We start from the raw sequence: 25,309 nt of genomic DNA, 5'->3' as shown, positions 1-25,309 counted from the left end.
CTTGGACACAGTCCGCCGAATCCGGGGGTGCCCACATGGTCCTGCGACCGTTATCCGCGTCGGAACGGGCTGACGCCCTGAACAAGGCAGCAGCAGCCAGGGCCACCCGCGCGGCGGCCAAGGAAAGCCTGAAGAACGGCAAGAGGTCCTGCGCGGACATCATCGACTCCGCGCAGCAGGACGATGCACTGGCGCGGATGAGGGTTTCCGAACTGCTGGAGGCACTTCCGGGCATCGGAAAGGTCCGCGCCGCGGCGATCATGGGCCAGTTGGGAATCGCCGCTTCCCGCAGGGTCCGTGGCCTGGGCGTTCACCAGCGCCGGGCGCTGGTAGATTTTATAGACGAGAATTAGGGCGGGCCGTAAGCCCGCTTTACCCCAAACCCCGGCAAAGGAATACGTGAGCAAGAAACCCGGACTGACAGTCCTCGCTGGTCCGACGGCTGTTGGCAAAGGCACCGTGTCCACCTATATCCGGGACAACTATCCCGAGGTCTGGCTGTCGGTATCCGCCACCACCCGTGCACCCCGCCCCGGCGAGCAGGACGGGGTCCACTACTTTTTCAAGTCCAAGGAAGAGTTCGAAAAACTCATCGCCGAGGGCGAACTCCTGGAATGGGCAGTGGTCCACGGCCAAAACACCTATGGGACCCTGAAGAGCACGGTGAACCAGGCCATCGCCGAGGGCCGGTCCGTGCTCCTGGAAATCGACCTGCAGGGTGCGCGGCAGGTGAAGGCCGCTGTCCCGGACGCCCAGTTCGTGTTCCTTGCCCCGCCCAGCTGGGACGAAATGGTCCGCCGCCTGGTGGGCCGGGGCACCGAAACCCCCGAGGAACAGCAGCGGCGCCTGGAAACCGCTAAACTGGAACTTGCTGCTGAACCGGAGTTCGACCATACCGTCATCAATGACGACGTTCGCCGGGCAGCGGACGAGCTAGTTTCACTCATGGGGCTGACCCCGCATCCGCACGGTTTGCCGGAACCGTCAACCCGCTAGAACTTTGGAGAATTCGTGTCCACGAACCTTGAAGGCATCATCAACCCGCCGATCGACTCGCTGCTCGAAGCGGCAGATTCCAAGTACGGCCTGGTGATCTTCGGTGCCAAGCGTGCTCGTCAGATCAACGCTTACTACGCCCAGCTGCACGAGGGCCTTTTCGAGTACGTCGGCCCGCTGGTTGACACCAAGCTGAACGAGAAGTCCCTCTCGATCGCGCTCCGCGAGATCAACGAAGGCAAGCTGGTCTCCACGCCGATCCAGCCTGCGGACTAAAACTGCCGCCTGACGTGCTGTTGACGGAGGTCACGTGCGCATAGTCCTCGGAGTCGGGGGAGGGATTGCCGCCTACAAGGTGGCGTCGCTCCTCCGGCTTTTTACTGAAGCCGGGCACAACGTGACCGTGATTCCCACGGAGGCATCCACACGGTTTGTGGGCACCGCCACCTGGGAGGCACTGTCCGGGAATCCGGTCAGCAACAGCGTCTTCGACGACGTCCACCAGGTCAACCACGTGCGCCTCGGCCACGAGGCGGACCTCGTGGTCGTCGCTCCGGCCACGGCAGACCTCCTGGCGAAGGCTGCCACCGGACAGGCCGGAGACCTCCTGACCAACACACTGCTGATGGCTCACGGACCGGTGCTGTTCGCCCCCGCAATGCACACCGAAATGTGGCAGCACGCGGCAACCCGCGCCAACGTCGAAACCCTCCGCGGGCGCGGGGCCGCGGTCCTGGAGCCGGCCACCGGACGGCTCACGGGCGCCGATTCAGGCCCCGGCCGGCTCCCCGAGCCGGAAGCCATCTTTGCCGCAGCCATGGCACTGGTGGAGGGCCAGCAGGACTTCCAGCTCCCGCTGGCCGGCCGCACCGTCACCATCAGCGCGGGCGGCACCCGTGAGCCGCTGGACCCGGTGCGGTTCCTCGGCAACAGGTCCTCGGGCAAGCAGGGCGTCGCCCTGGCCGTAGCCGCCCGGAATGCAGGAGCAACCGTCCGGCTGCTCGCAGCCCATATGGAAGTCCCGCCGCCGGCAGGCGTCGAGGTTGTCCAGGTGGAGACCGCCCTGCAATTGCGGGAGGCGGCGCTGGCAGCGGCAGCTGTTTCCGACGTCGTTATCATGTCCGCGGCAGTGGCGGACTTCCGCCCCGCGGAGGTCTCGGACACCAAGATCAAGAAGCGTGACGGCCATGCCGATCCGGTCATCGCGCTGGTCCGCAACCCGGACATCCTGCAGGAGCTCGTGGAACTGCGCAACAGCACCGCCCGGGGGGAGGGACACCAGCTGATTGTCGGCTTCGCCGCGGAAACCGGAGACAGCGACGGCGATGTCCTGGCGCACGCCGAAGCGAAGCTGCAGCGCAAGGGCTGCGACCTGCTGGTGGTCAACCATGTGGGGACGGACAAAGTGTTTGGCCAGGACACCAATTCGGTTGTCATCCTGGCCCGCTCCGGCTCCGAACCACAGGAGGCGTCCGGAACCAAGACCGAGGTATCGGCGGCCATCATCAGCCGGATAGCCTTTGAACTGAATGCCGTTTCGCCCCGCGCCTGAGTGTTTCAGCCCACGTTCGCTTAGCACGGAGACATCTCCCGGCGTCTCCTGCGGGGCGGGCGTATTCCAACCAGTAAGGTAGTTGAGTGACTTTACCGCTGCACCTTCCCCAGACTTCCGGGGCCATGCCTCCCGCGCTCAGGCTCTTCACTTCCGAGTCGGTTACCGAGGGACACCCGGACAAGATCTGCGACCAGATCAGTGACGCCATCCTGGACGCACTGCTGGCCGCCGACCCCGAATCCCGGGTGGCGGTGGAGACGATGGCCACCACAGGCCTGGTCCACGTTGCTGGCGAAGTCACCACCGATGCCTACGTGGAGATTCCCCAGATCGTGCGCGAAACCATCCTGGGCATCGGCTATGACTCCTCGGCCAACGGATTCGACGGCGCCCGCTGCGGCGTGTCCGTGTCCATCGGCCAGCAGTCCAACGACATCGCCGGCGGCGTGTTCAACTCGCTGGAGGCCCGTGAAGGGCGCCAGGAAGACGATTACGACCTTCAGGGCGCCGGCGACCAGGGCCTCATGTTCGGCTACGCCAGCGACGAAACCCCCTCCTACATGCCCCTGCCCATCTGGCTGGCACACCGGTTGTCCGAGCGCCTCACCGAAGTGCGCAAGTCGGGCCAGTTGGCCTACCTGCGTCCGGACGGCAAGACCCAGGTGACTGTCGGATACGACAAAGACGTTCCGGTCTCGGTGGAAACCGTGGTTATCTCAAGCCAGCACGCCGAAGGTGCAAGCCTGAACCAGCTCCGGGCCGACCTCGCGTCGATCGTCATCGAACCGGTCCTCGCAGGCGCCAACCTGGACCTGTCCCGGGTGCGCAATATCCTCAACCCGGCCGGTGAGTTCGTCATTGGCGGACCCGTGGGCGACGCCGGCCTCACCGGCCGCAAGATCATCGTTGACACGTATGGCGGCATGGCCCGGCACGGCGGCGGCGCCTTCTCCGGCAAGGACCCGTCCAAGGTGGACCGTTCGGCTGCCTACGCCATGCGGTGGGTTGCCAAGAACGTGGTGGCGGCAGGACTCGCCAAACGCGCCGAGATCCAGATTGCGTACGCCATTGGCCAGGCCCGTCCGGTTGGCACCTACGTGGAAACCTTCGGTACCGAAACCGTTGATCCTGCCCGGATCAGTGCCGCCATCGCGGAGATTTTCGACCTGCGCCCCCGCGCCATCATCGATGCTCTGGACCTGAAGCGCCCCATCTATGCCAAGACGGCGGCACACGGCCATTTTGGCCGCGACGAGCCGGACTTTACCTGGGAGCGGCTGGACCGAGTTGATGATTTGAAGGCGTTTTTCAACGCCTAAGCCCCGGTGGGACGCCCCGGGCCTTTTGCCTGGGCACCATGCCTTCGGCGGAATGTCGCTGCCGTGTGGTTGGCTGGTCATGTCCACCCGGGAGCTGAACGGAGGTAACTGCCATCGCTACTGACAGGACCCTCAAGCCTTTCCTGGACGTCCCGGGTGGCGTGCAGCCTACCCTCCTGCAGGGGTTTCCTTCCGCGCCCCGGCCGTCAGGACCGCAGCTGTCAAAGAACATGCCCGTGGCCAAGGTGCTGGTGGAATCCTCCCTTCCGCACCTGGACAGGCTTTTCGACTATGGGGTTCCGGAGGCCCTCGACGAATCCGCCAAGCCGGGGGTCCGGGTCAAGGTCAAATTCAACGGCCAGGACCTTAACGGGTTCATCATGGAGCGCGTGGCGGAGTCCGACGCCGGACACACCCTGGTGCCGCTGGCGAAAATCGTCTCCCCGGTGCCTGTCCTCACGCCCGCTGTCAGGGAACTCGCCACATCAGTGGCGGCGCGCTACGCGGGAACAGTCAGCGACGTCCTTCGCGTCGCTGTCCCGCCCCGCGTGGCCCGGCTGGAAAAGGAGTTCGCTGCCACCGAGCAAAATGGTGCCGCGGACCCGGTTGATGCTGCGCAGCCGGTTGATACCGCAGGAGCTGCCGCGGGTTCGGATCAGCCTTCCGGGTCCGGGACGGACCGGTTTGCGGCGAGTGCCTGGGCCTCCTACCGCAACGGACTGCCGTTCCTGCGCCACCTTGCCGGCGGCGGCTCCCCCCGTGCGGTGCTGAACCCGCTTAAGGGATTTGGTGCAGGGGGGTGGCCGGACCTGCTGGCGGAGGCGGTCGCCGCTGCCTACGCCGCGGGCCGGGGCGCTGTGGTGGTGGTCCCGGACTACCGCGACCTCGACCGGCTTGAGGATGCCTTACGGACCCTGGTGCCGGAGAACGCGGTAGCACGGTTGACGGCCGACGACGGTCCCACCCCGCGGTACCGGAGCTTCCTGAATCTTTTGGCCGGGACCGCGCGGGTGGCCATCGGTACCAGGTCAGCAGCCTTTGCGCCCGTCAAGGACCTGGGCCTGGTGGCCTGTTGGGACGACGGCGACGACCTCCACATCGAGCAACGCGCCCCTTACGCGCACGCCCGCGAGGTCCTGCTCCTGCGCGCTGAGCAGGAAGGCACCGCCTGCCTCCTTGCAGGGCATGCCCGCAGCACCGAAAGCCAGCGGCTGGTGGAAGCAGGCTGGGCGCTGGCCGTAGAGGCGGACCGCCCCGAGGTTCGGCGGACGGTTCCGCGGGTGGTGAATACGGCGGACAGCTTTGAACAGGAGCGGGACCCGCTTGCGAGGATCGCCCGCCTTCCGGGCGCTGCCTGGCGTGCAGCCAAGGAAGGGCTGGAACGCGGACCGGTCCTTGTCCAGGTTGCCCGGGCGGGTTATGCGCCGTCCTTGGCCTGTGAAACCTGCCGTGAGCCGGCGCGCTGCGGCACCTGCCAGGGACCGTTGGCGGTTGCGGGCGCCAGCGGTACTTCAGCCATGCCCCAGTGCCGGTGGTGCTCCACGCCAGCGCCGGACTGGCATTGCGGGCACTGCGGAGGCCGGCGGCTGCGCAAGGGAGCCACCGGGGCCATCAGGACCGCCGAGGAACTCGGCCGCGCCTTCCCGGGGAAAACCGTCATTACATCTTCCGGCGACCATGTAAAAGCGGCAGTCGGTCCGGGCAAGGCACTGGTGGTCGCGACTGTGGGAGCCGAACCGGTGGCCCCGGGCGGATACGCTGCTGCGTTGCTGCTGGACGGCGATTCCTTGCTGCGGCGCGAAACTTTGCGGGCCGGCGAGGACACTGTCCGGCGGTGGTTCAACGCCGCTGTACTGGTCCGACCTGCCCAGGACGGCGGCGTGGTGGTGGTCACGGCCGCGGACACGGCGGCAGTCGGCGCCCTGCTTCGCTGGGATCCTGCCGGATATGCGCACAGGGAACTCTCCCTGCGGTCGGAGCTGCAGCTTCCCCCGGCGGTCCGCATCGCGTCGGCTACAGGGCCGAGGGCCGCCGTCGAGCAGTACACAGCCGCCGTGGTGGCGGAGCTTGGCTCCGCGGGAATCGCCCTTCGGACCGCCGGGCCGGCACCCGTGGTGCTCCACGGGCCGCCCTCCTCCCGCCGCTCGGTGGAGGATGTGCGCACCCTGCTCTTTTTCCCGTATGGCCAGGCAGCCACCGTGACCCGCGTGCTGCGGGTCGCCCGGGCGGCTGCAGCGGCGAAGCGATCCGCTGAACCTTTCCAGCTCCGGCTGGACGGCGTTGACGTGCTCTAGCAGGCAGTTCGCTAGCGCCGGCGCCGCACCATGATTTCGTGTGCGACATCCACCAGTTGGCGCGCCGATTCATCCCAGCTGAACTCACGGGCACGGCTTGCGGAACGCCGTGATATGTCCTGCCAGCGGACGTTGTCCTGGAGGGTGTGCACCGCGGCGGCAAACTGCTCCGGGGATGCAGGATCAACATACAGCGCGGCGTCTCCGCCAACTTCCCGGAAAATAGGGATGTCGCTGGCAATCACGGGGGTGCCCAGGGACATCGCTTCCACCAAGGGGAGCCCGTAGCCTTCAGCCCTGGACAGGCTTACCAGCGCCGAGGCGGTGCGAAGGAGCGCGTGGTATTCCTCGTCGCTGACGCCGTTGTGGAACACCACCCGGGCTCCGGGCGGGACGAGCTTCTCCAGTTCGGCGCGGCGCTCGGGGGTAATCCGGCTGAGCAGGTGAAGCGTGTAGCCGGGAAGTGAGGCCATCCCCGCCACCATGGTTTCCACATTCTTGTAGGGCATGAAGGACCCCATGTAGACGAGTGAGCGTTCGGCCCCGGCCTCAGCGCGCGGGGGCATGTGATCCTGGCCCGGCTGGGGGGCGTTGCTGATGATCCGCACCGGACGGCGCGTCAGCCGGTACTTTGCGATCAGCGCTGCAGTGGTTTTGCTGATCGTGGCCACGGTGTCGGCGCGGTTGAGGAGAAGCCGCTGCGGCCAGAATGCCTTGTGGTACAGCCGCCACAGCAGCCGCACCGGCGCGGGGAGGAAGCCTGGCGGGGCCGGGTGTTCATAGTAGATGAGGTCATGGAGGGTCAGGACCAGTCCGTACTTGCGGCCCCACGTTCCCATCGTCTGCATGGGGCACACCACCACGTCGGCGCCGAGCTTGTTGATGGTTCGCGCAACAAACAGTTCCGACGGCGAGAGCGGGCTGCCGATGAGGGTGTAGGGAACGTCGGGGAGAAGGGCTAGTTGCCGGACGTCGGAGACCAGCATGGATACGTCGGCGATTTTGGCCGTGGCGGCGATCAGGCTGGCGCCGTAGCGGCTGATGCCGTCGTGGTGGTCTGTCCGGGTATATCGTGCGTCAATGACAATCTTCACGCGGGATGGTCCTTAAGGAAGCTGCGGATGAAAGTGGCTGCCGGTCCAGGTGTTTCATAGTGGATCAAATGCCCGACGCCGGGAATCACCTGGAGCTCTCCGTTCGGCAGCAGCGCAGCCAGGCGGTGTTGGTCGGCCAGGACGGCGATCTCGTCCTTTTCCCCCGCGATCAGCAGCACTGGCAGGGTCAGCCGGCCGGCTACTTCCGCCACATGGCTGCTGACTGACGCCGTGAACGATTCGAGGAGGCTCTCCCGGCTGGCGAAAGCGCTGAAGTAGGCGTGGTGCTGGCCGTGGATGAAACGGCGGAGGTCCTTATCGCCGGTCTTGGCCATGGTTTCACTCATCACCCGGACAATCAGCGGATTCCGCAGCAGGGCCAGTCCCGCCGGCCGGGGGAGGCGGGCCGAAAGGCGGTAGTACAGGACGGCCAGCCTGGTCATCACACCCTTTGGCCCCGCCAGCGCCGGTGCCGCGATGGGGTTGATCAGGATCAGCGGGTCCACGGCTCCGGGGTGATCGGCTACGAAGTGCGCCGCAATGATGGAGCCGAACGAGTGGCCCAGCAGGACCGTGTCCGGGCCCAGGCCCAGTGCTGCCATGAATTCCGTAATGAACAGGCCGTAGCGCTCCACGGAATGCCCGCCGGACCGGAACGCCGCGGAATCACCAAATGCGGGCAGGTCCGGCATGATGATCCGCATCTCGGGAAGCTGGTCTGCAACCCGCAGCAGTCCGTGATGGTCTCCGCGGAAGCCATGGATGACCAGGATGGTGCGTGTTTCCGGGCTGGCCAGCAGCGGTTCGTAGGTCCAATAGGCAACCTTGCCGCCGTCGAGCTCCAGGGTGGAGGCGGACGTGCGTGCGGCCAGGTCGGCGCTGAAGTAGGCGGGCGCAGCGGACCCGGGCTGGGCTGTAGTCATGTCTCCTGCCTCAGGTAACGGTGTCCGGGTGGGAACCGGTCCGGTAACCCCGGTCCAGCCCGGCGAGCGCCGCCATGTCCCGGGCGGAGAGCTCGAAGTCGAAGATGTCCAGGTTTTCCCGGATCCGCCCCTCCGAGCTTGCCTTGGGGATGGCAATATTTCCCAGCTGGATATGCCAACGGAGGATCACCTGGGCGGGGGTTCTGCCATGTTCGGAGGCGCAGGCGTGGACAACGGGGTCGGCGAGGACCTGGCCGCGCCCCAGGGGGCTCCACGCTTCGGTCCGGATACCCAGTCCATCATGCAGTGTCCGGAGTTCTTCCTGCTGCAGCCACGGATGCAGTTCTATCTGGTTGACGGCAGGGACCACTTCCGCTGTCTGCAGCAGCCGGTCAAGGTGGGCGGGCTGGAAATTGCTGACGCCGATGGCACGGACTTTTCCTTCCCGGTAAAGGGTTTCCAGTGCACGGTACGTGTCCGGAAACAGGCCGCGGGCGGCACAAGGCCAGTGGATGAGGTACATGTCCACGTAGTCAAGCCCGAGATTGACCATGGACTCATCAAAGGCTCGCAGCGTGGCGTCGTAGCCGTGGTCGCTGTTCCACACCTTCGTGGTGACGAAAATGTCTTGCCGGGACAGAGCCGGGAACAGCTCGCCCGAGCCGCCGCTGCCCGCGTCACCGCCCAGTTGGGAGCTGATGCCCCGGGCCACTCCGGTTTCGTTCCCGTACATCGCCGCCGTGTCGAAGTGGCGGTATCCGGCTGCGAGCGCAGTGGCGACGAGGCCTTCCGCGTCGGCGGCCGGGACCTTGTAGAGTCCGTATCCGAGTTGGTGGATCAGCACGCCGTTGTTCAGGCTGAGCCGCGGTGAAGTTCTCATAGCCACGACTCTACCCACCAGCGGCGGCGAGGCCTTCAAAATCCACCAGGCGGCGCGCGGTGGCCTCGTCGAGGATCAGGTCCGTGGCCAGGCCCGCCGCCAGGGCACCGCGGAGCCCGTTGATCTTGGAAGCGCCGGACACTACACAGATCCTCCGTCGGACTTGCCGCAACTGCGAGAGTGCGGGTCCGGTGGACCGTTCGTTGAGGACGATCCCGTCGGAGGAGCCGTCGCTACGGAAGAAAACGGTCGCTACGTCTCCCACAACATCCGAAGTTGCCAAGGTGTTGAGGTCCGCCTCGTCCAGGTATCCGCCGGCATAGACGTGGCTGGGATAGTCGGCGTCCACGGAGCCCACGCCGAAAATCGCGATGCTCATCTTCGCCTGGAGTTCGAGGATCCGTTGCACGCTGCGTTCATTCCACATGGCAATTTTGGTGGCTGCGTGGTCAAAGAAGGCCGGCACCGGAAACTGTTCAACCCTGGCCCCGTAGGCGCTTCCGAACCGCCGCATGATGTCGCTGGCATACGTGATGCCCGTGGTGTGCATGTTGCCGGCGCCGTTCAATTGCACGATGACGCTGTCATGGGTGATCTTGCGCGTGAGGTGGCGGCTGACGGCGCTCAGGGTGGATCCCCAGGCCACTCCGATGATCGCATTTGAATCCACCAGCGGTCCGATGGTTCGTGCTGCCTGCATTGCCACCCGGTCCAGTGTTTCCGCCTCGTTGAGTATCTCCAGGACCGGAACCACGTGGACATCCACGCCGTACCGGCGGCGGATCCTACCCTCCAGTTCTGGGCCCGTATCCAGGGGATTGCGGATCTGGATCTGCACCAGGCCGGATTCGCGGGCCGAGGACAAGAGGCGGGAGACCGTGGAGCGCGACGTCCCCAGCTCCCGGGCTATGGCGTCCATGGTGAGGTCCTGCAGGTAATACATTTGTGCAGCCCGCAGTGCGTCAGAGTGGCGCGAGGTGGCCATCAGTACTCCCATCTGCACGTTTGTGCATAGTGCTTGACTCCATTTTCCATTACTTCAAAGAATAGTCATGAAACGGCGGCTCAAACATGCGATGCCGCGCCACACAAAGCCCCAAGGGAGTTGTTTTGGGACCCAAGGATTTTAACGTCCTACCTATTGCTTCAGCGCCGAAGCCAGGAGTTGAGCGCACTTCAGTGCACCACCTCAGGCGCCGTCCACACGCCAAGGTCCTGGTGGTGGGGGGCGGCATCAACGGCGTGGGAACTTTCCGCGACCTCGCGCTGCAGGGCGTGGACGTCGCCCTCGTGGAACGCGGCGACTACTGCCAGGGGGCCAGCGGCGCCTCCTCCCACATGATCCATGGCGGCATCCGCTACCTGGAAAACGGCGAGTTCCGCCTGGTCCGGGAATCGGTGGTGGAACGCAACCGGTTGCTTCGCATCGCCCCGCATTACGTTAAACCGCTGCAGACCACCATCCCAATCTTTAGCACCTTCTCCGGTGTCCTGGCGGCACCGCTTCGCTTCCTGACGCACAAGCAGCACGGCAAACCGAAGGAGCGGGGTGCCTTCCTCATCAAGCTCGGCCTGAGCCTGTACGACTCCTTTTCCCGGGATGGCGGCGCCGTCCCGCGGCACCAGTTCCGTAGCCGCCAGCGAGCCCTTGCCGAGCTGCCGAGCCTCCGGCCCGACGTGAAATACACGGCGACGTACTTCGACGCTTCCGTGCACAACCCGGAGCGGCTCACGCTTGACGTACTCCAGGACGGGGAGAAGGCCGGGCGGGCGGCAACAGGTGAAGGCAACGGGCAAGGCAGCACCGCCCGTGCCAGCAACTACGTCTCGCTGCAGTCCGTCACCGGACAGCCCAATCCGGGCACCGGCCGGGGGAGCACCGTGCGGCTGCGGGACGAACTGACGGGGGAGGAGTTCGACTTCACTGCAGACGTCATTGTGAACACCACGGGCGCCTGGGTGGACCTCACCAACGCGGCAATGGGCGCTGCATCCACGTTCATGGGCGGCACCAAGGGCTCCCACATCGTCCTGGACCACCCTGCGCTCCTTGAAGCCTGCCGCGGCAGGGAAATCTTCTTCGAGCACACGGACGGGCGGATCGTCCTGATCTACCCCATGGGTGACCGCGTCCTGGTGGGTACCACGGATGTGGATGCGGACATGTCGGAGGACGCCATCTGCACAGACGAAGAAATCGAGTATTTCTTCGACCTGATAGGCCACGTGTTCCCGGACATCGCCGTCACCCGTGAGCAGATCGTCTACACCTTCTCCGGAGTGCGGCCGCTGCCACGCCACGATGCCACCCAGCCCGGCTTCGTTTCGCGCGACTACCGCATCGAGCGCCGCGAAACGGGACAGGACGGGAATGGAAAGGGCGCCGTGGTTTTGAGCCTGGTAGGCGGCAAATGGACAACCTTCCGTGCCCTCGCCGAACACATGACCAACGACGTCCTGGGCGAGATCGGGATGGAACGTAAAGTCTCCACCGCGCAGTTGGCTATCGGCGGTGGCGCCGGGTTCCCTGCCGATGAGGCAGGGGTCCAGAAATGGATCAAGGCGCATATGGCCGCCGGCCGTGACGCCGACCGTACGGCGCTGCTCCTGACCAGGTACGGGACCCGTGCTGGAGCTGTGATGGAGTACCTCGACGCCGGACCTGACAGGCTTCTGCGCTCCACCCGCGAACTGAGCGTCCGTGAACTTGAGTTCATGGCGGCACACGAGCAGGTGGGACACCTGGTGGACGTCCTCATTCGCCGGACCTCGCTGGCGTTCCGGGGCCTGGTGACGGGCGAGCTGCTCAACGAGGTGGCAGAGGTGCTGTCGGCGCCATTGGGGTGGAATGCCGCAGCCCGTGCGGCAGAGATCAAGCACGCCCAAGACATTCTGGAGCGGTCTCACCGCGTAGAAACCCACAGCCTGGTCGCCTAGGACCCGGCTGCCGGCCGGGGCGGCAACCCGCCCCGGCCCCACGGTCCCTCAACCCGCGAGGGACCTTCATTAGAAAATAAGGAGTCAAAGATGTCTCTTGGAATAGTTTTCCTTTCCGAAGTATTCGGAACGGCGATGCTGACCCTGCTGGGTTGCGGCGTCGTCGCCAACGTCGCCCTGAGGGGGACAAAGGGCAACAGCGGAGGGTTCCTGATGGTCACCTGGGGATGGGGCGTCGCTGTCTTCGCGGGTGTCTACGTGGCCGCAAAGTCCGGGGCGCACCTGAATCCTGCCGTGACCTTGGGCCTGCTCATCAATGGAAAGGCTGAATACGCGCCGGACGTACCGGTGGATTTCGCCTCCACCCTGACGTACTTCGGCGGCGAAATGCTCGGCGCCTTCCTCGGAGCCGTCGTCTGCTGGCTCGCCTACAAGCAGCACTTTGACGCCGAAGAAGAGGTCGCCAGCAAGCTCGCCGTCTTCTCCACCGGTCCGGCCATCCGCTCCACTTCCTGGAACCTGGTGACCGAGATCATCGGCACCTTCGTGCTGGTGTTCGTCATCCTGACCTTCGGCGGGACTCCCTCCGGCCTGGGCCCGCTGGCCGTCGCGCTCCTCGTCGTCGGCATCGGCGTCTCCCTGGGCGGCCCCACCGGTTACGCCATCAACCCTGCCCGCGACCTCGGTCCACGCATTGCCCATGCCCTGCTTCCCATCAAAGGCAAGGGCTCGAGTGACTGGGGCTATTCCTGGATTCCGGTGGTAGGCCCGCTGGTTGGCGGCGCCCTGGGCGGCATCGTCGCCAGGATTGCCCCCATCATCGTCACCGCCGCCTCCTGACCCGCTACCCGACCACAGCTCAACTCCATTACAGACAAGGACGTCAACCATGAACCAGTACGTAATCGCCATCGACCAGGGAACCACCAGCACCCGTGCCATTGTCTTCGACCACAGCGGGAGCATCGTATCCTCCGGGCAGATGGAACACGAACAGATTTTCCCGCAGGCCGGCTGGGTAGAGCACAACCCCGCCGAGATCTGGAACAACACCAGGGAGGTCATCGCCTCCGCGCTGTCGAAGGCGAACCTGACGCGGCACGATATCGCCGCCGTCGGCATCACCAACCAGCGTGAAACTGCGGTGGTGTGGGACAAGACAACCGGCGAGGCCGTGTACAACGCCATCGTCTGGCAGGATACCCGCACCCAGGACATCGTGGACGGGCTGGCCAAGGATGGCGGGCCGGACCGCTTCAAGCAAAAAGTCGGGCTCCCGCTGGCCACGTACTTCTCCGGAACAAAGATCAAGTGGATCCTGGACAACGTTGACGGCGCAAGGGCAAGGGCTGAAGCCGGCCACCTGGTCTTTGGCAACACCGACTCGTGGGTCCTGTGGAACCTGACCGGCGGAGTGGACGGCGGGGTCCACGTCACTGACGTCACCAACGCCTCCCGCACGCTGTTCATGGACCTGGAAACCCTGCAGTGGGATGAGGAGATCCTCGGCATCTTCGGTGTTCCCCGGACCATGATGCCGGAGATCAAGTCGTCCTCGGAGGTGTACGGCACCGTGCACACCTCCCAGCTCCTGCGGGAGGTTCCCGTCGCCGGAATCCTCGGTGACCAGCAGGCCGCCACGTTCGGCCAGGCGGCCTTCGAGGCAGGCGAGGCCAAGAACACGTACGGCACGGGCTGCTTCCTGATCTTCAACACCGGCGAGGAGATTGTCCACTCCAAGAACGGGCTGCTGACCACGGTCGGCTACAAACTCGGTGACGCTGCGCCGCACTACGCCCTGGAGGGTTCGATCGCCGTCACCGGCTCGCTCATCCAGTGGCTGCGTGACAACCTGGGCATGATCAGCAGCGCACCCGAGGTGGAAACCCTGGCAGCGTCCGTGAAGGACAACGGCGGCGTGTATATCGTCCCGGCCTTCTCCGGCCTCTTCGCACCGTACTGGCGGTCCGATGCCCGCGGCGCCATCGTGGGACTGACCAGGTTCGTCAACAGGAACCACATCGCCCGGGCCGCGCTGGAGGCCACCGCCTTCCAGACGCGGGAGGTCCTGGACGCAGTGAACGCGGACTCCGGGGTTCCGTTGACCGAGTTGAAGGTCGACGGCGGCATGGTGGCCAACGATGCGCTGATGCAGTTCCAGGCGGACATCCTGGGCGTCCCCGTCATCCGGCCAAAGGTAGTGGAGACAACCGCGCTGGGTGCCGCCTACGCGGCCGGCCTTGCCGTCGGCTTCTGGAAGGACCTGGGGGAGTGCTCCGCCAACTGGTCCGAGGACAAGCGTTGGGAACCGCAGCTGGACCAGGCCGAGCAGGACCGCCAGTTGCGCCTGTGGAAGAAGGCCGTTACCAAATCCATGGACTGGGTGGACGAGGACGTGCGATAGGGCGCCCCTGCCCGGGACCGGACAACGTAGAAGGAGGGCGGCACGGGTGCCGCCCTCCTTCCTTGTGCCGGGCTTCAGGCACCGGCCGGGAACTTGCGGTGCCTCAGTCGTCGAGTTCAGCGCGAGGCGTCTTGGCATAGACGCTCCGGCTGACCGTATAGCCCCGTTCGTCCAGTTCCAGCGCCTGCGCGTTGACGCCCGCGAACTGCTCGGCGTTCAGCTTCCGCACTTTCACCAGATCCATGAATTCCTGGTCCGGGCCTCCAACGGCAGTGACCTTAATCAGCCCGGTTCCGGCTGAGTAGAACTTCCGCTGGTGTCCGGCCTCAGGCGGTTCCAGGGGGTTGTATTCGTCGATCACCAGGACGTCGTCGTAGCACCCGGTGGGGACGCAGACTTTCTGGTTTTTCTTGAACACTGTCCCGCAGTCGAGGAAATCAACCTTGGGTGCGTATGCCTGGACGTAAGAGGCCGTGCCGGTCTTGGGCTTAGCCTGCATGGCGATGCCGGCCTGGGCCTTGGCCAATCCGCTGATGAAGGTGCTTGGGGCACCTACGAACTCGCCGTTTTCGTACTCCTCCGGGTATTCGCCAAACAGCCACACATCCCCGCCGCGGGTCTGGGCGAAGAAGGCCAGTTCGGATTCGACCAGTTCGCCGTCAGAGTAGTCGCGGTCCCACAGCACGCGCGTTGTGACGCCGTCGATCACCTTCGTCAGTCCGGTGACTGTGTGGACCACCTTGTGTTCGTGGACGCCGTCGGCCGAAGTCACGGTGCCCACCGTGGTGAACTGCATGCCCGGCTTCAGCGGGAACCACTTGTTGTCGATCCGCGGATATTCCGGGAAGGCCGATCGATCGAAATTGATCGCGGAACCGGGGCCGCAGAGTTCCTCGGACGCCGGCGCGGCCGCCGTCGGTGCCGACATAGCCGTCAGCGATCCGAAGGCCAGCAGCAGCACAGACCCGCATGCCGCGAGGCGGCGTGCTAGGAGCGTCATCTCAGTGCCTTTCATGCTCGTTGAAAAAGGACTACGCCGCAGGGGCCGGCTGCAGTTCGGGGGTGCTGCGCCGGCCGCGGCCGCCCTTGGCGAAACGCAGGTACAGCGAGGGGACGATGAACAGGTTGACCAACGTCGACGTGACCAGCCCGCCCAGAATCACCACTGCCATGGGATGCTCGATCTCGTGGCCAGGGATGTTGCCCATCACCACAAGCGGCACCAGGGCCAGCGCAGTGGCCAGCGTCGTCATCAGGATCGGCGACAGCCTCTCGGCAGCCCCGCGAAGCACCAGTTCCGGGCCGAAGGGGACGCCCTCGAACTGTTCGAGGTGCTGGCAGTGGTTGATGAGCAGGATGCCGTTGCGGGCCGCGATCCCCATGAGCGTGAGGAAGCCAACCAGGGAACCCAGGGACAGGATTCCACCGCTAAGATGGGCTGCGATAATTCCGCCCACGAGCGCCACCGGCAGGGTCAGGATGGCCAGGGTTGCCAGCCGCCAGCTCTTGAAGGCTGCTTGCAGGAGAAGGTAGACAACGATGACAGCGCCAAACGAGTAGAAGAGCAATCGTTGGGATGCTGCCTGCCGCTCGGCATACTCGCCAAGGACAACCGCGCTGTAGCCGACAGGGAACTGAACCGAACCCATCTCAGACTGGAGCTTCTCCACTACCCTCGCCAGGTCTCCTTCCTTGACGTTGGCACTGACGTCGATGCGCCTGGACCCTTCTGAGCGCTCGATGACGTTGGGCGTGGGCTTCACCGAAACTGCGGCCACGTCGGCCAGCCTGATCTTTTGCCCGGAGGGCGTATCGAGTATGAGGTTCTCTATGCTCGTAACGCTCGTCCGGACCTCCGGGGGGCTCCACACCTGGACGTCGTAGGCCTTGCCGTCCCGGTAGATGTCGCCGACTTCTTCGCCGGCCACCATGGTGGCAGCCGCCCGGCGCACGTCGCCCGGCTTCAGCCCGTGGCGGTTCGCCGCTTCCAGGTTCACTTCCACATCGATCTGCGGGATGTTGGCCTGAAGGGCAACCTTCGCGCCGATGGCGCCATCGATGCCCCCCAGTATTTCCTTGATCTTGTCAGCTTCCTGGCGGAGGGTAGCAAGGTCGTCGCCGTAGACGCGGACCACCACAGCGTAACCAGTACCAGTCAAAACCTCGCGGATGCGTTCCTTCAGGTAGGTCTGGACATCCCGGACGATTCCGGGGTAGCCGTCCACGACTTCCTGAACCTTTGCAAGGGTCTTGTCATAGTCCACCCCGGGGTCAACGCTGATCCAGTTCTCACCGAAGTAGACGCCCACCACCTCATCAGCGTTGAACGCCTGCCCCGTGTGGGCCCCGCAGTTGTTCACGCCTTGGATGGTCATGAGTTCCCTGCAGGCCAGTTCGCTGACACGGACCTCCTCCGCGTTGGACGTGCCGGGCTGCGTGAGCCAGTGCATCAGGAAATCACGCTCCTTAAAGGAGGGGAGCAACGACTGGCCCAGCAGCGGTGCCGCCACGATACCGACCACACCCAGGACGCCAAGGGAGACATACCCTGGAACGGGGCGTCGGACGATGGGACGCAGCGCATTGGCATACCAGCGCTTCAGGACCCTGACAACAGGCGGATCCTTGTCCTCCAGCTTGGCGTTTCGGAGGAAGATGTATGCCATCGCCGGCGTCACTGTGAGCGCCACGACCATGGACGCCATGACCGCGAGGGTGTAGGAGGTGGCCAGCGGCCGGAAGAACGCGCCCGTCAGCCCGTCCAGGAAGAAAATCGGGACCGTGGCCGCCACAATGATCAGCGTGGCGTAAACAATAGGTCCGCGGACTTCCAGGGATGCATTGACCACCACCCTCGCGGTGCTTTCGGTGCCGCCGGTTGCCCGGTGGTGCCGCAGGCGCCTGACGATATTCTCGACGTCGATGATGGCGTCGTCCACCACCACACCGACGGCGATCACCAACCCCGCCAACACCATTGTGTTGATTGTCCCGCCGGTCCAATACAACACGAGGGCTGCAGCCATCAATGACAAGGGGATGGCCAGCACGCTGACCAAAGCCGTCCGCCACTGGAACAGGAAGACACTCAGCACGAGAATGACCAACAGGCATCCGAGAAGGAGGGCTACGCCGAGATTGCCGAGCGATTCCTCGATAAATGTCGCCGGCCTGAAGATGGCCGTGTCCACAGCGATTCCCGTCAGGCCGGGTTCGAGCTGCTTCATTGCCTCTTCCACCCCTCGCGTGACTTCGAGGGTGTTGCCCCACGGCAGCTTCTCCACGATCAGCATCAACCCCGGGCCGCCGTTGATGACGGCGTCCCCAATCAACTGTTGATGGTCCTCCACCACGTTTGCCACGTCACTCAGCCGGAGCGGGGGCAGTCCCTCCCGATCTTCGAGTGTCACTTGCGCAAGCTCCGCGGGTGACGTGATGGGCTGTGTATGGGTGATTCCGATTGACTGATTGGGTGTGTCGAGCGATCCGCCGGTGCCGATCACGGCGCCTGGGGAATATTGCAGCAGGCCGGCGTCGAGGGCGTTGGCCGTGGTGGTCATGACGGATTCAAGGCTGACCTTGTGTGCTGCCAACCTGGCCGGATCAGCCTGGACCTGGAGCATCTGGAGGCGTTCGCCCCAGATTGCCACATTCGCCACTCCCGGGACGCGGAGCAGATGGGCCCGGATGTTCCAGTAGGAGATCATCGACATCTCGATCAGGGACCTGGTGTCGGAGGACAACCCGATCTTCATCACCCGGCTGGTGGAAGACAGCGGCTGCAGCATCACCGGCGGCGCTGCCCACGTGGGCAGGGTCGGAATAACTGTCGCCATCCGCTCGGACACCAGCTGGCGGGCGGTGAGCAGATCCATGTCGTTCTTGAACTCCATCACAATGGATGAGAGTTGGGGTACCGACTTGGACCGCATGTGATCGAGGCCGTCAATGCCGTTGAACGCCTCTTCCAGGGGAACTGACACCAGCTCCTCCACCTCAGCGGCTGTCAGTCCCAGGCAGGCTGTCTGGACCTCGACTTTGGGCGGCGCGAATTCGGGGAATACGTCCACCGATGCGCTGCTGAGCTGCGCCCCGCCAACCATCATCAGAGCCGCCGCCAACGCTATGACGATCGATCTAAACCTCAGGCTGGCCGCTACGATCCGGCGCATGTCATTTGCCTGTGTTGAACTCGGCGCCGAACAACTCAGCGGCAGCCACGGTCACCACCGGAGTCCCGACCGCGGGACCCGTGCTGGCGGTGACCACACCGGCCTCCACTTTGGACACGGTGACAGCCTGGCGCTCAAACACCCTCGGCTCGGGGTTCGCATAAACCCACGTCTTCCCGTGGGCGTCGTAAAGCAGGGCAGCGTAGGGAAGGACAATGCCTCCCCCCTCCGGGGCAGGCTTGACTGTATCTGTGAGCAGTTCAAGCCGATCAATGGCCCGCTGGCTGAGTGTTATCCGTGCGATGCCAGTGGTGGCATTCTTCTCCACTTTCGCCGGCGCTTCGGATGAAGACTCCGCCTGCGCTGTGGTTTGGGCACAGGCGGGCAGTGAGGACAACAGTGCGGCGCAGACAGCAGCTGCGACTGGCAGGCGCCGAAGGAGGCTTTTGCTGGTCATGATACTTTCACCTTTTCCGGCATCGACATGACTGGATGTTCTGATTCGTAGACTTCCGACCACTCTTCGGGCTCGGTGCGTGGACCGAACCAGAGGGCGAGCGACGGGAGGATGAAGAGCCCCACGAGCGTTGTGGTCACCAGGCCGCCGCCAATAATCAGCAGCATCGGAGCAATCAAGGCCTGGCCAACTGTGCCGCCCAGGATGGCGGGCGGCATCATCACGAGGAGCGTGATGACCGCCGACTTCAGGACCGGCGATACCCGGTCCCGGGCTGCCTGCAGGACCACGTCCGTGCGCTGCGCTCCGGCAGTCCCGCGCCAGATCTCGTCGACGCGTGCGGACAGCATTGCCGCATTGCGTGCGGCGATGGCCAGGACAGCTGCAAACGCTGTCAGCGACAGCCAGGATAGCGACGCCGATCCGAACCAGGCCGCCACCGCCGCTCCGGACATCGCGGCGGGAAGTGCCAGGAATGTGGCGACAGCCAGTTTCCAGCTCCTCACTGCTGTCTGGAGCAGGAGCAGCACAGCCAGGGCCGCAGCAGCTCCGAGCCCGTGCACCAGGGTATCCGCGGCCTGGAGCTCACCATATTTCGTGGGGATCTCGGCGTGGTACTCGACAGGGAACTGAATCTGCTGGATGGCCGCCTCGATATCCCGCTGGATGTCTGCAAGCGGTCGTCCGCTAACATCGGCCACCACGTCGATTCGCCTGGAAGTGGCATCATGTTGGATGACAACTTCGTTGGGAACCATGCGCACATCGGCAATCTGGCCGAGTTGGACGTGGCCGCCGCTAGGCGTATCCAAGAGCAGTTCCCGGATGCTGGTCAGGTCGTCCCGGACGCCCACAGCTCCGCGGACTACCACTTCGAACACCTTCTGCTGTTCGAAGAGGTTTCCTACAACGATGCCCTGCATAAGCGTCGCGGCGGCGCGCCTTGCGTCACCCGGCTTTACACCGTGCTTTTCCGCAGCCGCAAGATCGACCTTTACCTCGACAATCGGGGTCATGTCGGCGGTGACAACGGTGGGGTTGTTCACGCCGGCAACCTTCCGAATGGCCTGGCGGACCTCCTCCGCCTTTTCGCGCAGCACCGGCATTTCCGTTCCATAAACCCGGACCGCGAAACCCGGCTCCATGCTGGTTCGCACATCGCCCATCGACTGCTGCGAGTAGTTCATCACGTTATGCGCAATGCCGGGGTAGCCCTGGACCACGTCCCGTACGGCACGCTCCGTCTCGGCGAAGTTTGCCTCCCGATCAATGGAGATCCAGAGTTCAGCGGAGCTGTTGCCCACCACCTGATCGGAGGAGATCGCTCTGCCCACATGCCCGCCAACCCCGGAAACTCCCGGGAGGGCCCGTAGTTCGTCGGAAGCCCGGGCCGCGATGCGGCGGACTTCGTCATTCGATGTTCCGGCTGCACTGTCCCACTGGACCAGGAGGGTCCGGTCTGGCAGCGTGGGAACGAGTTGCCTGTTGAGCGTCAGCTGGGAACCGGCTGCGATCCCAAGCATTCCCACGACCACCATCGCCGCGACGGCTAGGCCTCTCCGAGGACCGATCCCGTCCAGCGTGCGGCCGTAGTATGCCTTCGCGCGTCCGACAGCGGGAAGTTCCCTGGCCGGAGCAGTCTTCGCCGGAAGCAGGAAATGAGCCAATACAGGTGTCACGGACAGTCCGACGAGCAGTGCGGCCCCAAGGGTAAGGGCCAGTGACCAGAAAAGCGGCGTGAAGAACGCGCCGGCCACGCTGGTGAGGAAGAGCGTTGGAGCGAGGACAACAACCATGATCAATGAGGCATGGAACAGCGGGGTGCGCACACCCCTGACGACGCGGTTTGCCAGCGACCTGGCAGGCTGCCCCTCGAGGGCACCCCGGTCCGTCGACGTTCGCCGGTGGGCCTGGAGCTCTTCTACGATGTCACCCACAATGACGGACGTGCCGAGCAGTACGCCCACCAGGATGGCAACGTTGAGTGTGGCGTCTCGGGCGATCAGCACAACCGCCGCCGTTGTGACCGTTGTTACGATGGCCACAAGCGCTATCACGGCGACCCGCCAGGAGCGGAAGAACAGCCAGAAAAGGGCGACCGCGACCAGCAGGCTGATCAGCAACGCGAGAGCTAGACTGTTGACCGCGTCTTGGACATCGGTTGCGGGACGGAAGACGGACGTATCAAGTTGGACTCCCGTGAGGCCGGGCTCCATGTCTTTCAAAGCCGCTTCGACATTTCGGGTGACCTCTACGGTGCTGGTGTTGGGGAACTTTTCGATCACCAGCATCAGGCCCGCATCAGCTCCCACAACGGCATCGCCGATCAGTGGTTGATGGTCTTCCTTCACCTGGGCGATGTCGCCCAGCAGCAACGGCGGGTCCGCTTCCTCCACGCTGACCTTGGCCAGGTCTGCCGGGGTGCGGATGGGGAGGACGTGCTGGATGCCGAGTCGCTGGTTCGGTGATTCCACGAAGCCGCCGGTTCCCGGCGTTGAAGCCTCAAGGAAGCTCAGCGGCGAAACCCACACTGCGTTACCCGTGGTCTTGACCAGCTGCTCAAGGGTGATGCCTTTGTCCCGCAGCTGCGCAGGATTGACTTCGACCTGCAGCTGCTGTTCGCGCTGGCCCCAGATAGAGACGTTCGCGACGCCGGGGATACCGATCAGCCGGGGCTTGATCTTCCACCGGGCCAGGACAGACATGTCGATGCCCGAGAGCTCCTTGGAGTTCATCTTGACCATCATGACGCGGCTGGTGGAGGACATAGGCTGCATGATCAGGGGCGGGGAAGAGACGTTGGGCAGCGCGTGCGCCTGGGTCATGCGTTCCGCGACCAGCTGGCGCGCACGCAGGAGGTCGGTTCCGGGCTCGAAGATGAGCTCGATGGAAGACAGGCCGGCAACGGATTTCGAACGGATCTCGTCCAGCCAGGCGACACCGTTGAGGAGGTCGGCCTCCATGGGTGCGGTGATGAGCTGTTCGACCTCAACGGCGGAAAGCCCAAGGGCTTCGGTTTGGATCTCGACGTGTGCTGGGGCGAACTCCGGCATGGTGTCCACAGCCATGTGTGGAACATTCACTACGCCAAAAGTAATGAGGCCCGCTGCGATGGCGAGAACCAGGATCCGAAACTGCATGCTGAACCGGGTAACCCAGCCAAACATGGTATGTCACCTGTTGGTTTCTCGGCTGGGGTAAAACGAAAGGTGCAGCCCGCGGCTACGTTGCTGCGGGTGTAAATGGCAAGAATACATTTCAGGCTCCTACGCCGGAGACCAGTCAGTTTCCCCACAGACTTGGTCATTACAATGCACCTGCGCTGCCGTTGTTGGCAAGAGGGAAAGGCACGCAAGTTCGCGCCTGTAGGGGGTTAGGGAGTGCACGTGGTTTCGCGGGTGGCGGCAGTAGGGGGACACGTAATCCTGCGGGCCGTTGCAGTAGGGGGACTCGTACCCTGTGGGTCCTGGCGGGGGCCGTCATTTCCGGCAGGCACCCGGCAGCGTTGCTTCCCGGGTGCGCTAAAGTGGTTTCATGCGTGCGATCCTTCTGCTTAGCCAGCCGCCCGGTATCCGGACCAACGGATAGCGTGCGGCAGCCCCTCCATGGTGAGGGGCTTTTGTGTGTCCGGGAGCATTCCGGTGGCAGCAGCAGGATCAGGCCGTTATGGCAGCACAGATGCCGTAACAGAACAGAAGAGGGCAGCAGTGGGCGTTCAGCCGGAGACAGAGACCGGAACAACAGCAACAGAGTCGGCGGAGGCGCCCGGGGAGGGCACCTATAGCTTCACGGCGATGGAGGCCAAGTGGCCGCAGGTATGGGAAGACCTTAAGGTCTTCACGCCTGTCGACGACGGGTCGCGGGAGCGGCGCTACGTCCTGGACATGTTCCCGTACCCTTCGGGCGACCTCCACATGGGCCATGCGGAAGCGTTCGCCATGGGTGACGTAGTGGCCCGCTACCTGCGCCAGAAGGGCTACGACGTCCTGCACCCGATCGGCTGGGATTCATTCGGCCTGCCTGCGGAAAACGCTGCAATCAAGCGCAACGCCCACCCCAGCGAGTGGACCTACGCCAATATCGACACCCAGGCCGCATCCTTCAAGCGGTACGCCATCTCGGCCGACTGGTCGCGCCGGCTGCATACCTCGGATCCCGAGTACTACCGCTGGACCCAGTGGCTGTTCAAGCGCTTCTACGAGCGCGGGCTGGCATACCGCAAGGACTCCCCGGTCAACTGGTGCCCCACGGACCAAACGGTGCTGGCCAACGAACAGGTCGTCAACGGTGCCTGCGAGCGCTGCGGCACCACCGTCACCAAAAAGTCCCTCAACCAGTGGTACTTCAAGATCACCGAATACGCCGACCGGCTGCTCGACGACATGGAGCAGCTCCGCGGCCACTGGCCCGAGCGCGTCCTGGCCATGCAGAAGAACTGGATCGGGCGCTCCGAGGGTGCCCACGTCACCTTCGTGATCGAGGCCGACGGCGGCAAGCCCGCCAAGGAGGTGACGGTCTTCACCACCCGCCCCGACACCCTTTACGGGGCAACCTTCTTTGTGGTGGCCGCGGACGCACCACTCGCCGTCGAACTCGTCACCGGGGAACACGCCGCTGCCTTGGACGAATACCGCGAGCAAGTCAAGGCCCTCTCCGAGATTGAACGCCAGTCCACTGAGCGGGAGAAGACCGGCGTCTTCACCGGCCGCTACGCCGTCAACCCGCTGAACGGGGAGAAGCTGCCCGTCTGGGCCGCTGACTACGTCCTGGCCGACTACGGCACCGGCGCGATCATGGCCGTGCCGGCCCACGACCAGCGCGACCTTGACTTCGCCCGTACCTTCAACCTGCCCGTCCGGGCAGTCCTGGACACGGGCGAGGAAGACCCTGCCGTTTCCGGCACGGCTACCGCGGGCGAGGGCACCCTGATCAACTCCGGGGAGCTGGACGGCCTGCCCAAGGCCGAGGCCATCCCCGCCGCGATCACTATCCTGGAGCGCCAGGGCACCGGCGAGAAGTTCGTGAACTTCCGCCTGCGGGACTGGCTGCTCAGCCGCCAGCGGTTCTGGGGCACACCCATCCCGATCATCCACTGCCCGTCCTGCGGCGAGGTCCCGGTTCCCGACGAGCAGCTGCCTGTCACGCTGCCCTCCGACCTGCGCGGCGAGGACCTGTCGCCGAAGGGCACCTCTCCGCTGGCTGCCGCCGAAGCGTGGGTCAACGTCGATTGCCCGTCCTGCCATGGCCCGGCCAAGCGGGATACCGACACTATGGACACCTTCGTGGACTCGTCGTGGTACTTCCTGCGTTTCGTCTCCCCGCACTATACGGAGGGCCCCTTCGACCCGGAGAAAATCAACGACTGGATGCCGGTGGGCCAGTACGTCGGCGGCGTTGAGCACGCCATCCTGCACCTGCTGTACGCCCGGTTCTTCACCAAGGTCATCCACGACCTCGGCATGATCGACGCCGACGAGCCGTTCAGCGCCCTGCTCAACCAGGGCCAGGTGCTTAACGGCGGCAAAGCCATGAGCAAGTCCCTTGGCAATGGTGTTGACCTCGGCGAGCAGCTGGACAAATACGGTGTGGACGCCGTCCGCCTCACCATGATCTTCGCCTCCCCGCCCGAGGACGACGTGGACTGGGCTGACGTTTCACCCTCCGGTTCCGCCAAGTTCCTCGCGCGGGCGTGGCGCCTGGCCCAGGATGTGGCGAGCGAACCCGGCGTCGACGTCACCACCGGCGACCGCACACTGCGCTCCGTCACACACCGGACCATCGCCGACGCCGCCGCACTGCTGGACGCCAACAAGTTCAACGTGGTGGTGGCCAAATTGATGGAGCTGGTCAACGCCACCCGCAAGACCATAGATGCAGCCTCCGGAGCCGGCGGCGCCGACCCGGCCGTGCGCGAGGCCGCTGAGGCCGTCGCGGTGATCCTGAGCCTTTTCGCGCCGTATACGGCTGAGGACATGTGGAACGTCCTGGGCCACCCGGCCTCCGTCGCGAATGCGGGATGGCCGGCCCATGACCAATCCCTGCTGGTCCAGGACACCGTCACGGCGGTGGTGCAGGTCCAGGGCAAGGTCCGGGACAGGCTGGAAGTCTCGCCAAACGTCTCCGAGGACCAGCTGCGCGAACTGGCGCTTGCGTCGGAGAATGTCCAGCGGGCATTGGACGGCCGCGCCATCCGTACTGTGATTGTCCGCGCACCTAAACTGGTCAACATCGTCCCGGCCTAGCCGGGCCAGGCCGCCGGAGCAGCCCCGGCGGCCTGC

The 25,309-nt window shown here is 64.7% G+C and carries 18 protein-coding genes; 10 read left to right on the top strand and 8 right to left on the bottom strand.

Annotated features, from left to right (window positions below; all coding sequences use genetic code 11):
• Positions 1-35: 35 nt before the first annotated feature.
• From mihF to Q9R30_RS11305, 6 genes are all read left to right on the top strand, one after another.
• Complete coding sequence (gene mihF / locus Q9R30_RS11330; protein WP_104998043.1) at positions 36-353, top strand: integration host factor, actinobacterial type; 318 nt, start codon at positions 36-38, stop codon at positions 351-353.
• Between the two features lie 46 nt (positions 354-399).
• On the top strand, positions 400-996 hold the full coding sequence (gmk, locus tag Q9R30_RS11325) for a guanylate kinase (RefSeq protein WP_311217642.1): 597 nt from the start codon (positions 400-402) through the stop codon (positions 994-996).
• Positions 997-1,011: 15 nt separating this feature from the next.
• A complete protein-coding gene (rpoZ, locus tag Q9R30_RS11320; protein WP_104998041.1) occupies positions 1,012-1,272 on the top strand; it encodes a DNA-directed RNA polymerase subunit omega in 261 nt (86 codons plus the stop codon).
• 34 nt (positions 1,273-1,306) lie between these two features.
• Positions 1,307-2,548, top strand: a complete 1,242-nt coding sequence (gene coaBC / locus Q9R30_RS11315; RefSeq protein WP_104998040.1) for a bifunctional phosphopantothenoylcysteine decarboxylase/phosphopantothenate--cysteine ligase CoaBC — start codon at positions 1,307-1,309, stop codon at positions 2,546-2,548.
• An 86-nt stretch (positions 2,549-2,634) separates the two neighbouring features.
• A complete protein-coding gene (gene metK / locus Q9R30_RS11310; RefSeq protein ID WP_104998039.1) occupies positions 2,635-3,870 on the top strand; it encodes a methionine adenosyltransferase in 1,236 nt (411 codons plus the stop codon).
• Between the two features lie 230 nt (positions 3,871-4,100).
• On the top strand, positions 4,101-6,164 hold the full coding sequence (locus tag Q9R30_RS11305) for a primosomal protein N' (protein WP_311217670.1): 2,064 nt from the start codon (positions 4,101-4,103) through the stop codon (positions 6,162-6,164).
• A gap of 11 nt (positions 6,165-6,175) precedes the next feature.
• Here Q9R30_RS11305 and Q9R30_RS11300 read toward each other — a convergent pair whose 3' ends face one another.
• From Q9R30_RS11300 to Q9R30_RS11285, 4 genes are read right to left on the bottom strand one after another with little or no spacing between them, the layout of a single operon-like run.
• Positions 6,176-7,258, bottom strand: coding sequence for a glycosyltransferase family 1 protein (locus Q9R30_RS11300; protein WP_104998037.1), 1,083 nt, complete (start codon positions 7,256-7,258; stop codon positions 6,176-6,178).
• On the bottom strand, positions 7,255-8,181 hold the full coding sequence (locus Q9R30_RS11295; protein WP_311217641.1) for an alpha/beta hydrolase: 927 nt from the start codon (positions 8,179-8,181) through the stop codon (positions 7,255-7,257). Before Q9R30_RS11295 ends, Q9R30_RS11300 begins: the two co-directional genes overlap by 4 nt.
• A 10-nt stretch (positions 8,182-8,191) precedes the next feature.
• The gene (locus tag Q9R30_RS11290) at positions 8,192-9,061 is read right to left on the bottom strand and encodes an aldo/keto reductase (protein ID WP_311217640.1); all 870 of its coding nucleotides are present in this window, start codon (positions 9,059-9,061) and stop codon (positions 8,192-8,194) included.
• A gap of 10 nt (positions 9,062-9,071) precedes the next feature.
• Entirely contained in the window at positions 9,072-10,046 is a 975-nt protein-coding gene (locus Q9R30_RS11285) for a sugar-binding domain-containing protein (protein WP_234005377.1), read from the bottom strand.
• 86 nt (positions 10,047-10,132) lie between these two features.
• Here Q9R30_RS11285 and Q9R30_RS11280 point away from each other — a divergent pair, with 86 nt between their 5' ends.
• From Q9R30_RS11280 to glpK, 3 genes are all read left to right on the top strand, one after another.
• On the top strand, positions 10,133-11,998 hold the full coding sequence (locus Q9R30_RS11280) for a glycerol-3-phosphate dehydrogenase/oxidase (RefSeq protein ID WP_311217639.1): 1,866 nt from the start codon (positions 10,133-10,135) through the stop codon (positions 11,996-11,998).
• Between the two features lie 90 nt (positions 11,999-12,088).
• The gene (locus Q9R30_RS11275) at positions 12,089-12,838 is read left to right on the top strand and encodes an MIP/aquaporin family protein (RefSeq protein WP_104998033.1); all 750 of its coding nucleotides are present in this window, start codon (positions 12,089-12,091) and stop codon (positions 12,836-12,838) included.
• Positions 12,839-12,887: 49 nt separating this feature from the next.
• Positions 12,888-14,402, top strand: coding sequence for a glycerol kinase GlpK (glpK, locus tag Q9R30_RS11270; RefSeq protein ID WP_311217638.1), 1,515 nt, complete (start codon positions 12,888-12,890; stop codon positions 14,400-14,402).
• 103 nt (positions 14,403-14,505) lie between these two features.
• Here the strand turns inward: glpK and Q9R30_RS11265 are convergent, their stop codons facing one another.
• From Q9R30_RS11265 to Q9R30_RS11250, 4 genes are read right to left on the bottom strand one after another with little or no spacing between them, the layout of a single operon-like run.
• Entirely contained in the window at positions 14,506-15,402 is an 897-nt protein-coding gene (locus tag Q9R30_RS11265; RefSeq protein WP_104998031.1) for a hypothetical protein, read from the bottom strand.
• A 31-nt stretch (positions 15,403-15,433) separates the two neighbouring features.
• A complete protein-coding gene (locus Q9R30_RS11260) occupies positions 15,434-18,574 on the bottom strand; it encodes an efflux RND transporter permease subunit (protein WP_311217637.1) in 3,141 nt (1,046 codons plus the stop codon).
• A 1-nt stretch (position 18,575) separates the two neighbouring features.
• Positions 18,576-19,031, bottom strand: a complete 456-nt coding sequence (locus Q9R30_RS11255; RefSeq protein ID WP_311217636.1) for a hypothetical protein — start codon at positions 19,029-19,031, stop codon at positions 18,576-18,578.
• Positions 19,028-22,171 (bottom strand): efflux RND transporter permease subunit, encoded by a 3,144-nt coding sequence (locus Q9R30_RS11250; protein ID WP_311217635.1) that lies wholly within the window; start codon positions 22,169-22,171, stop codon positions 19,028-19,030. The genes Q9R30_RS11255 and Q9R30_RS11250 overlap by 4 nt, the downstream gene beginning before the upstream one ends.
• A gap of 567 nt (positions 22,172-22,738) precedes the next feature.
• On the opposite strand from Q9R30_RS11250, the gene leuS reads away from it, so the two are divergent.
• Positions 22,739-25,273 carry a leucine--tRNA ligase gene (gene leuS, locus Q9R30_RS11245; protein ID WP_311217634.1) on the top strand — a complete coding sequence of 845 codons (2,535 nt, stop codon included), beginning with the start codon at positions 22,739-22,741 and terminating at the stop codon, positions 25,271-25,273.
• Positions 25,274-25,309 lie beyond the last annotated feature (36 nt).

Origin of the sequence: Arthrobacter sp. AB6, from assembly GCF_031844545.1 — a bacterium.
GTDB lineage: Bacteria > Actinomycetota > Actinomycetes > Actinomycetales > Micrococcaceae > Arthrobacter.
This window is presented reverse-complemented; position numbering and strand designations above follow the sequence as displayed.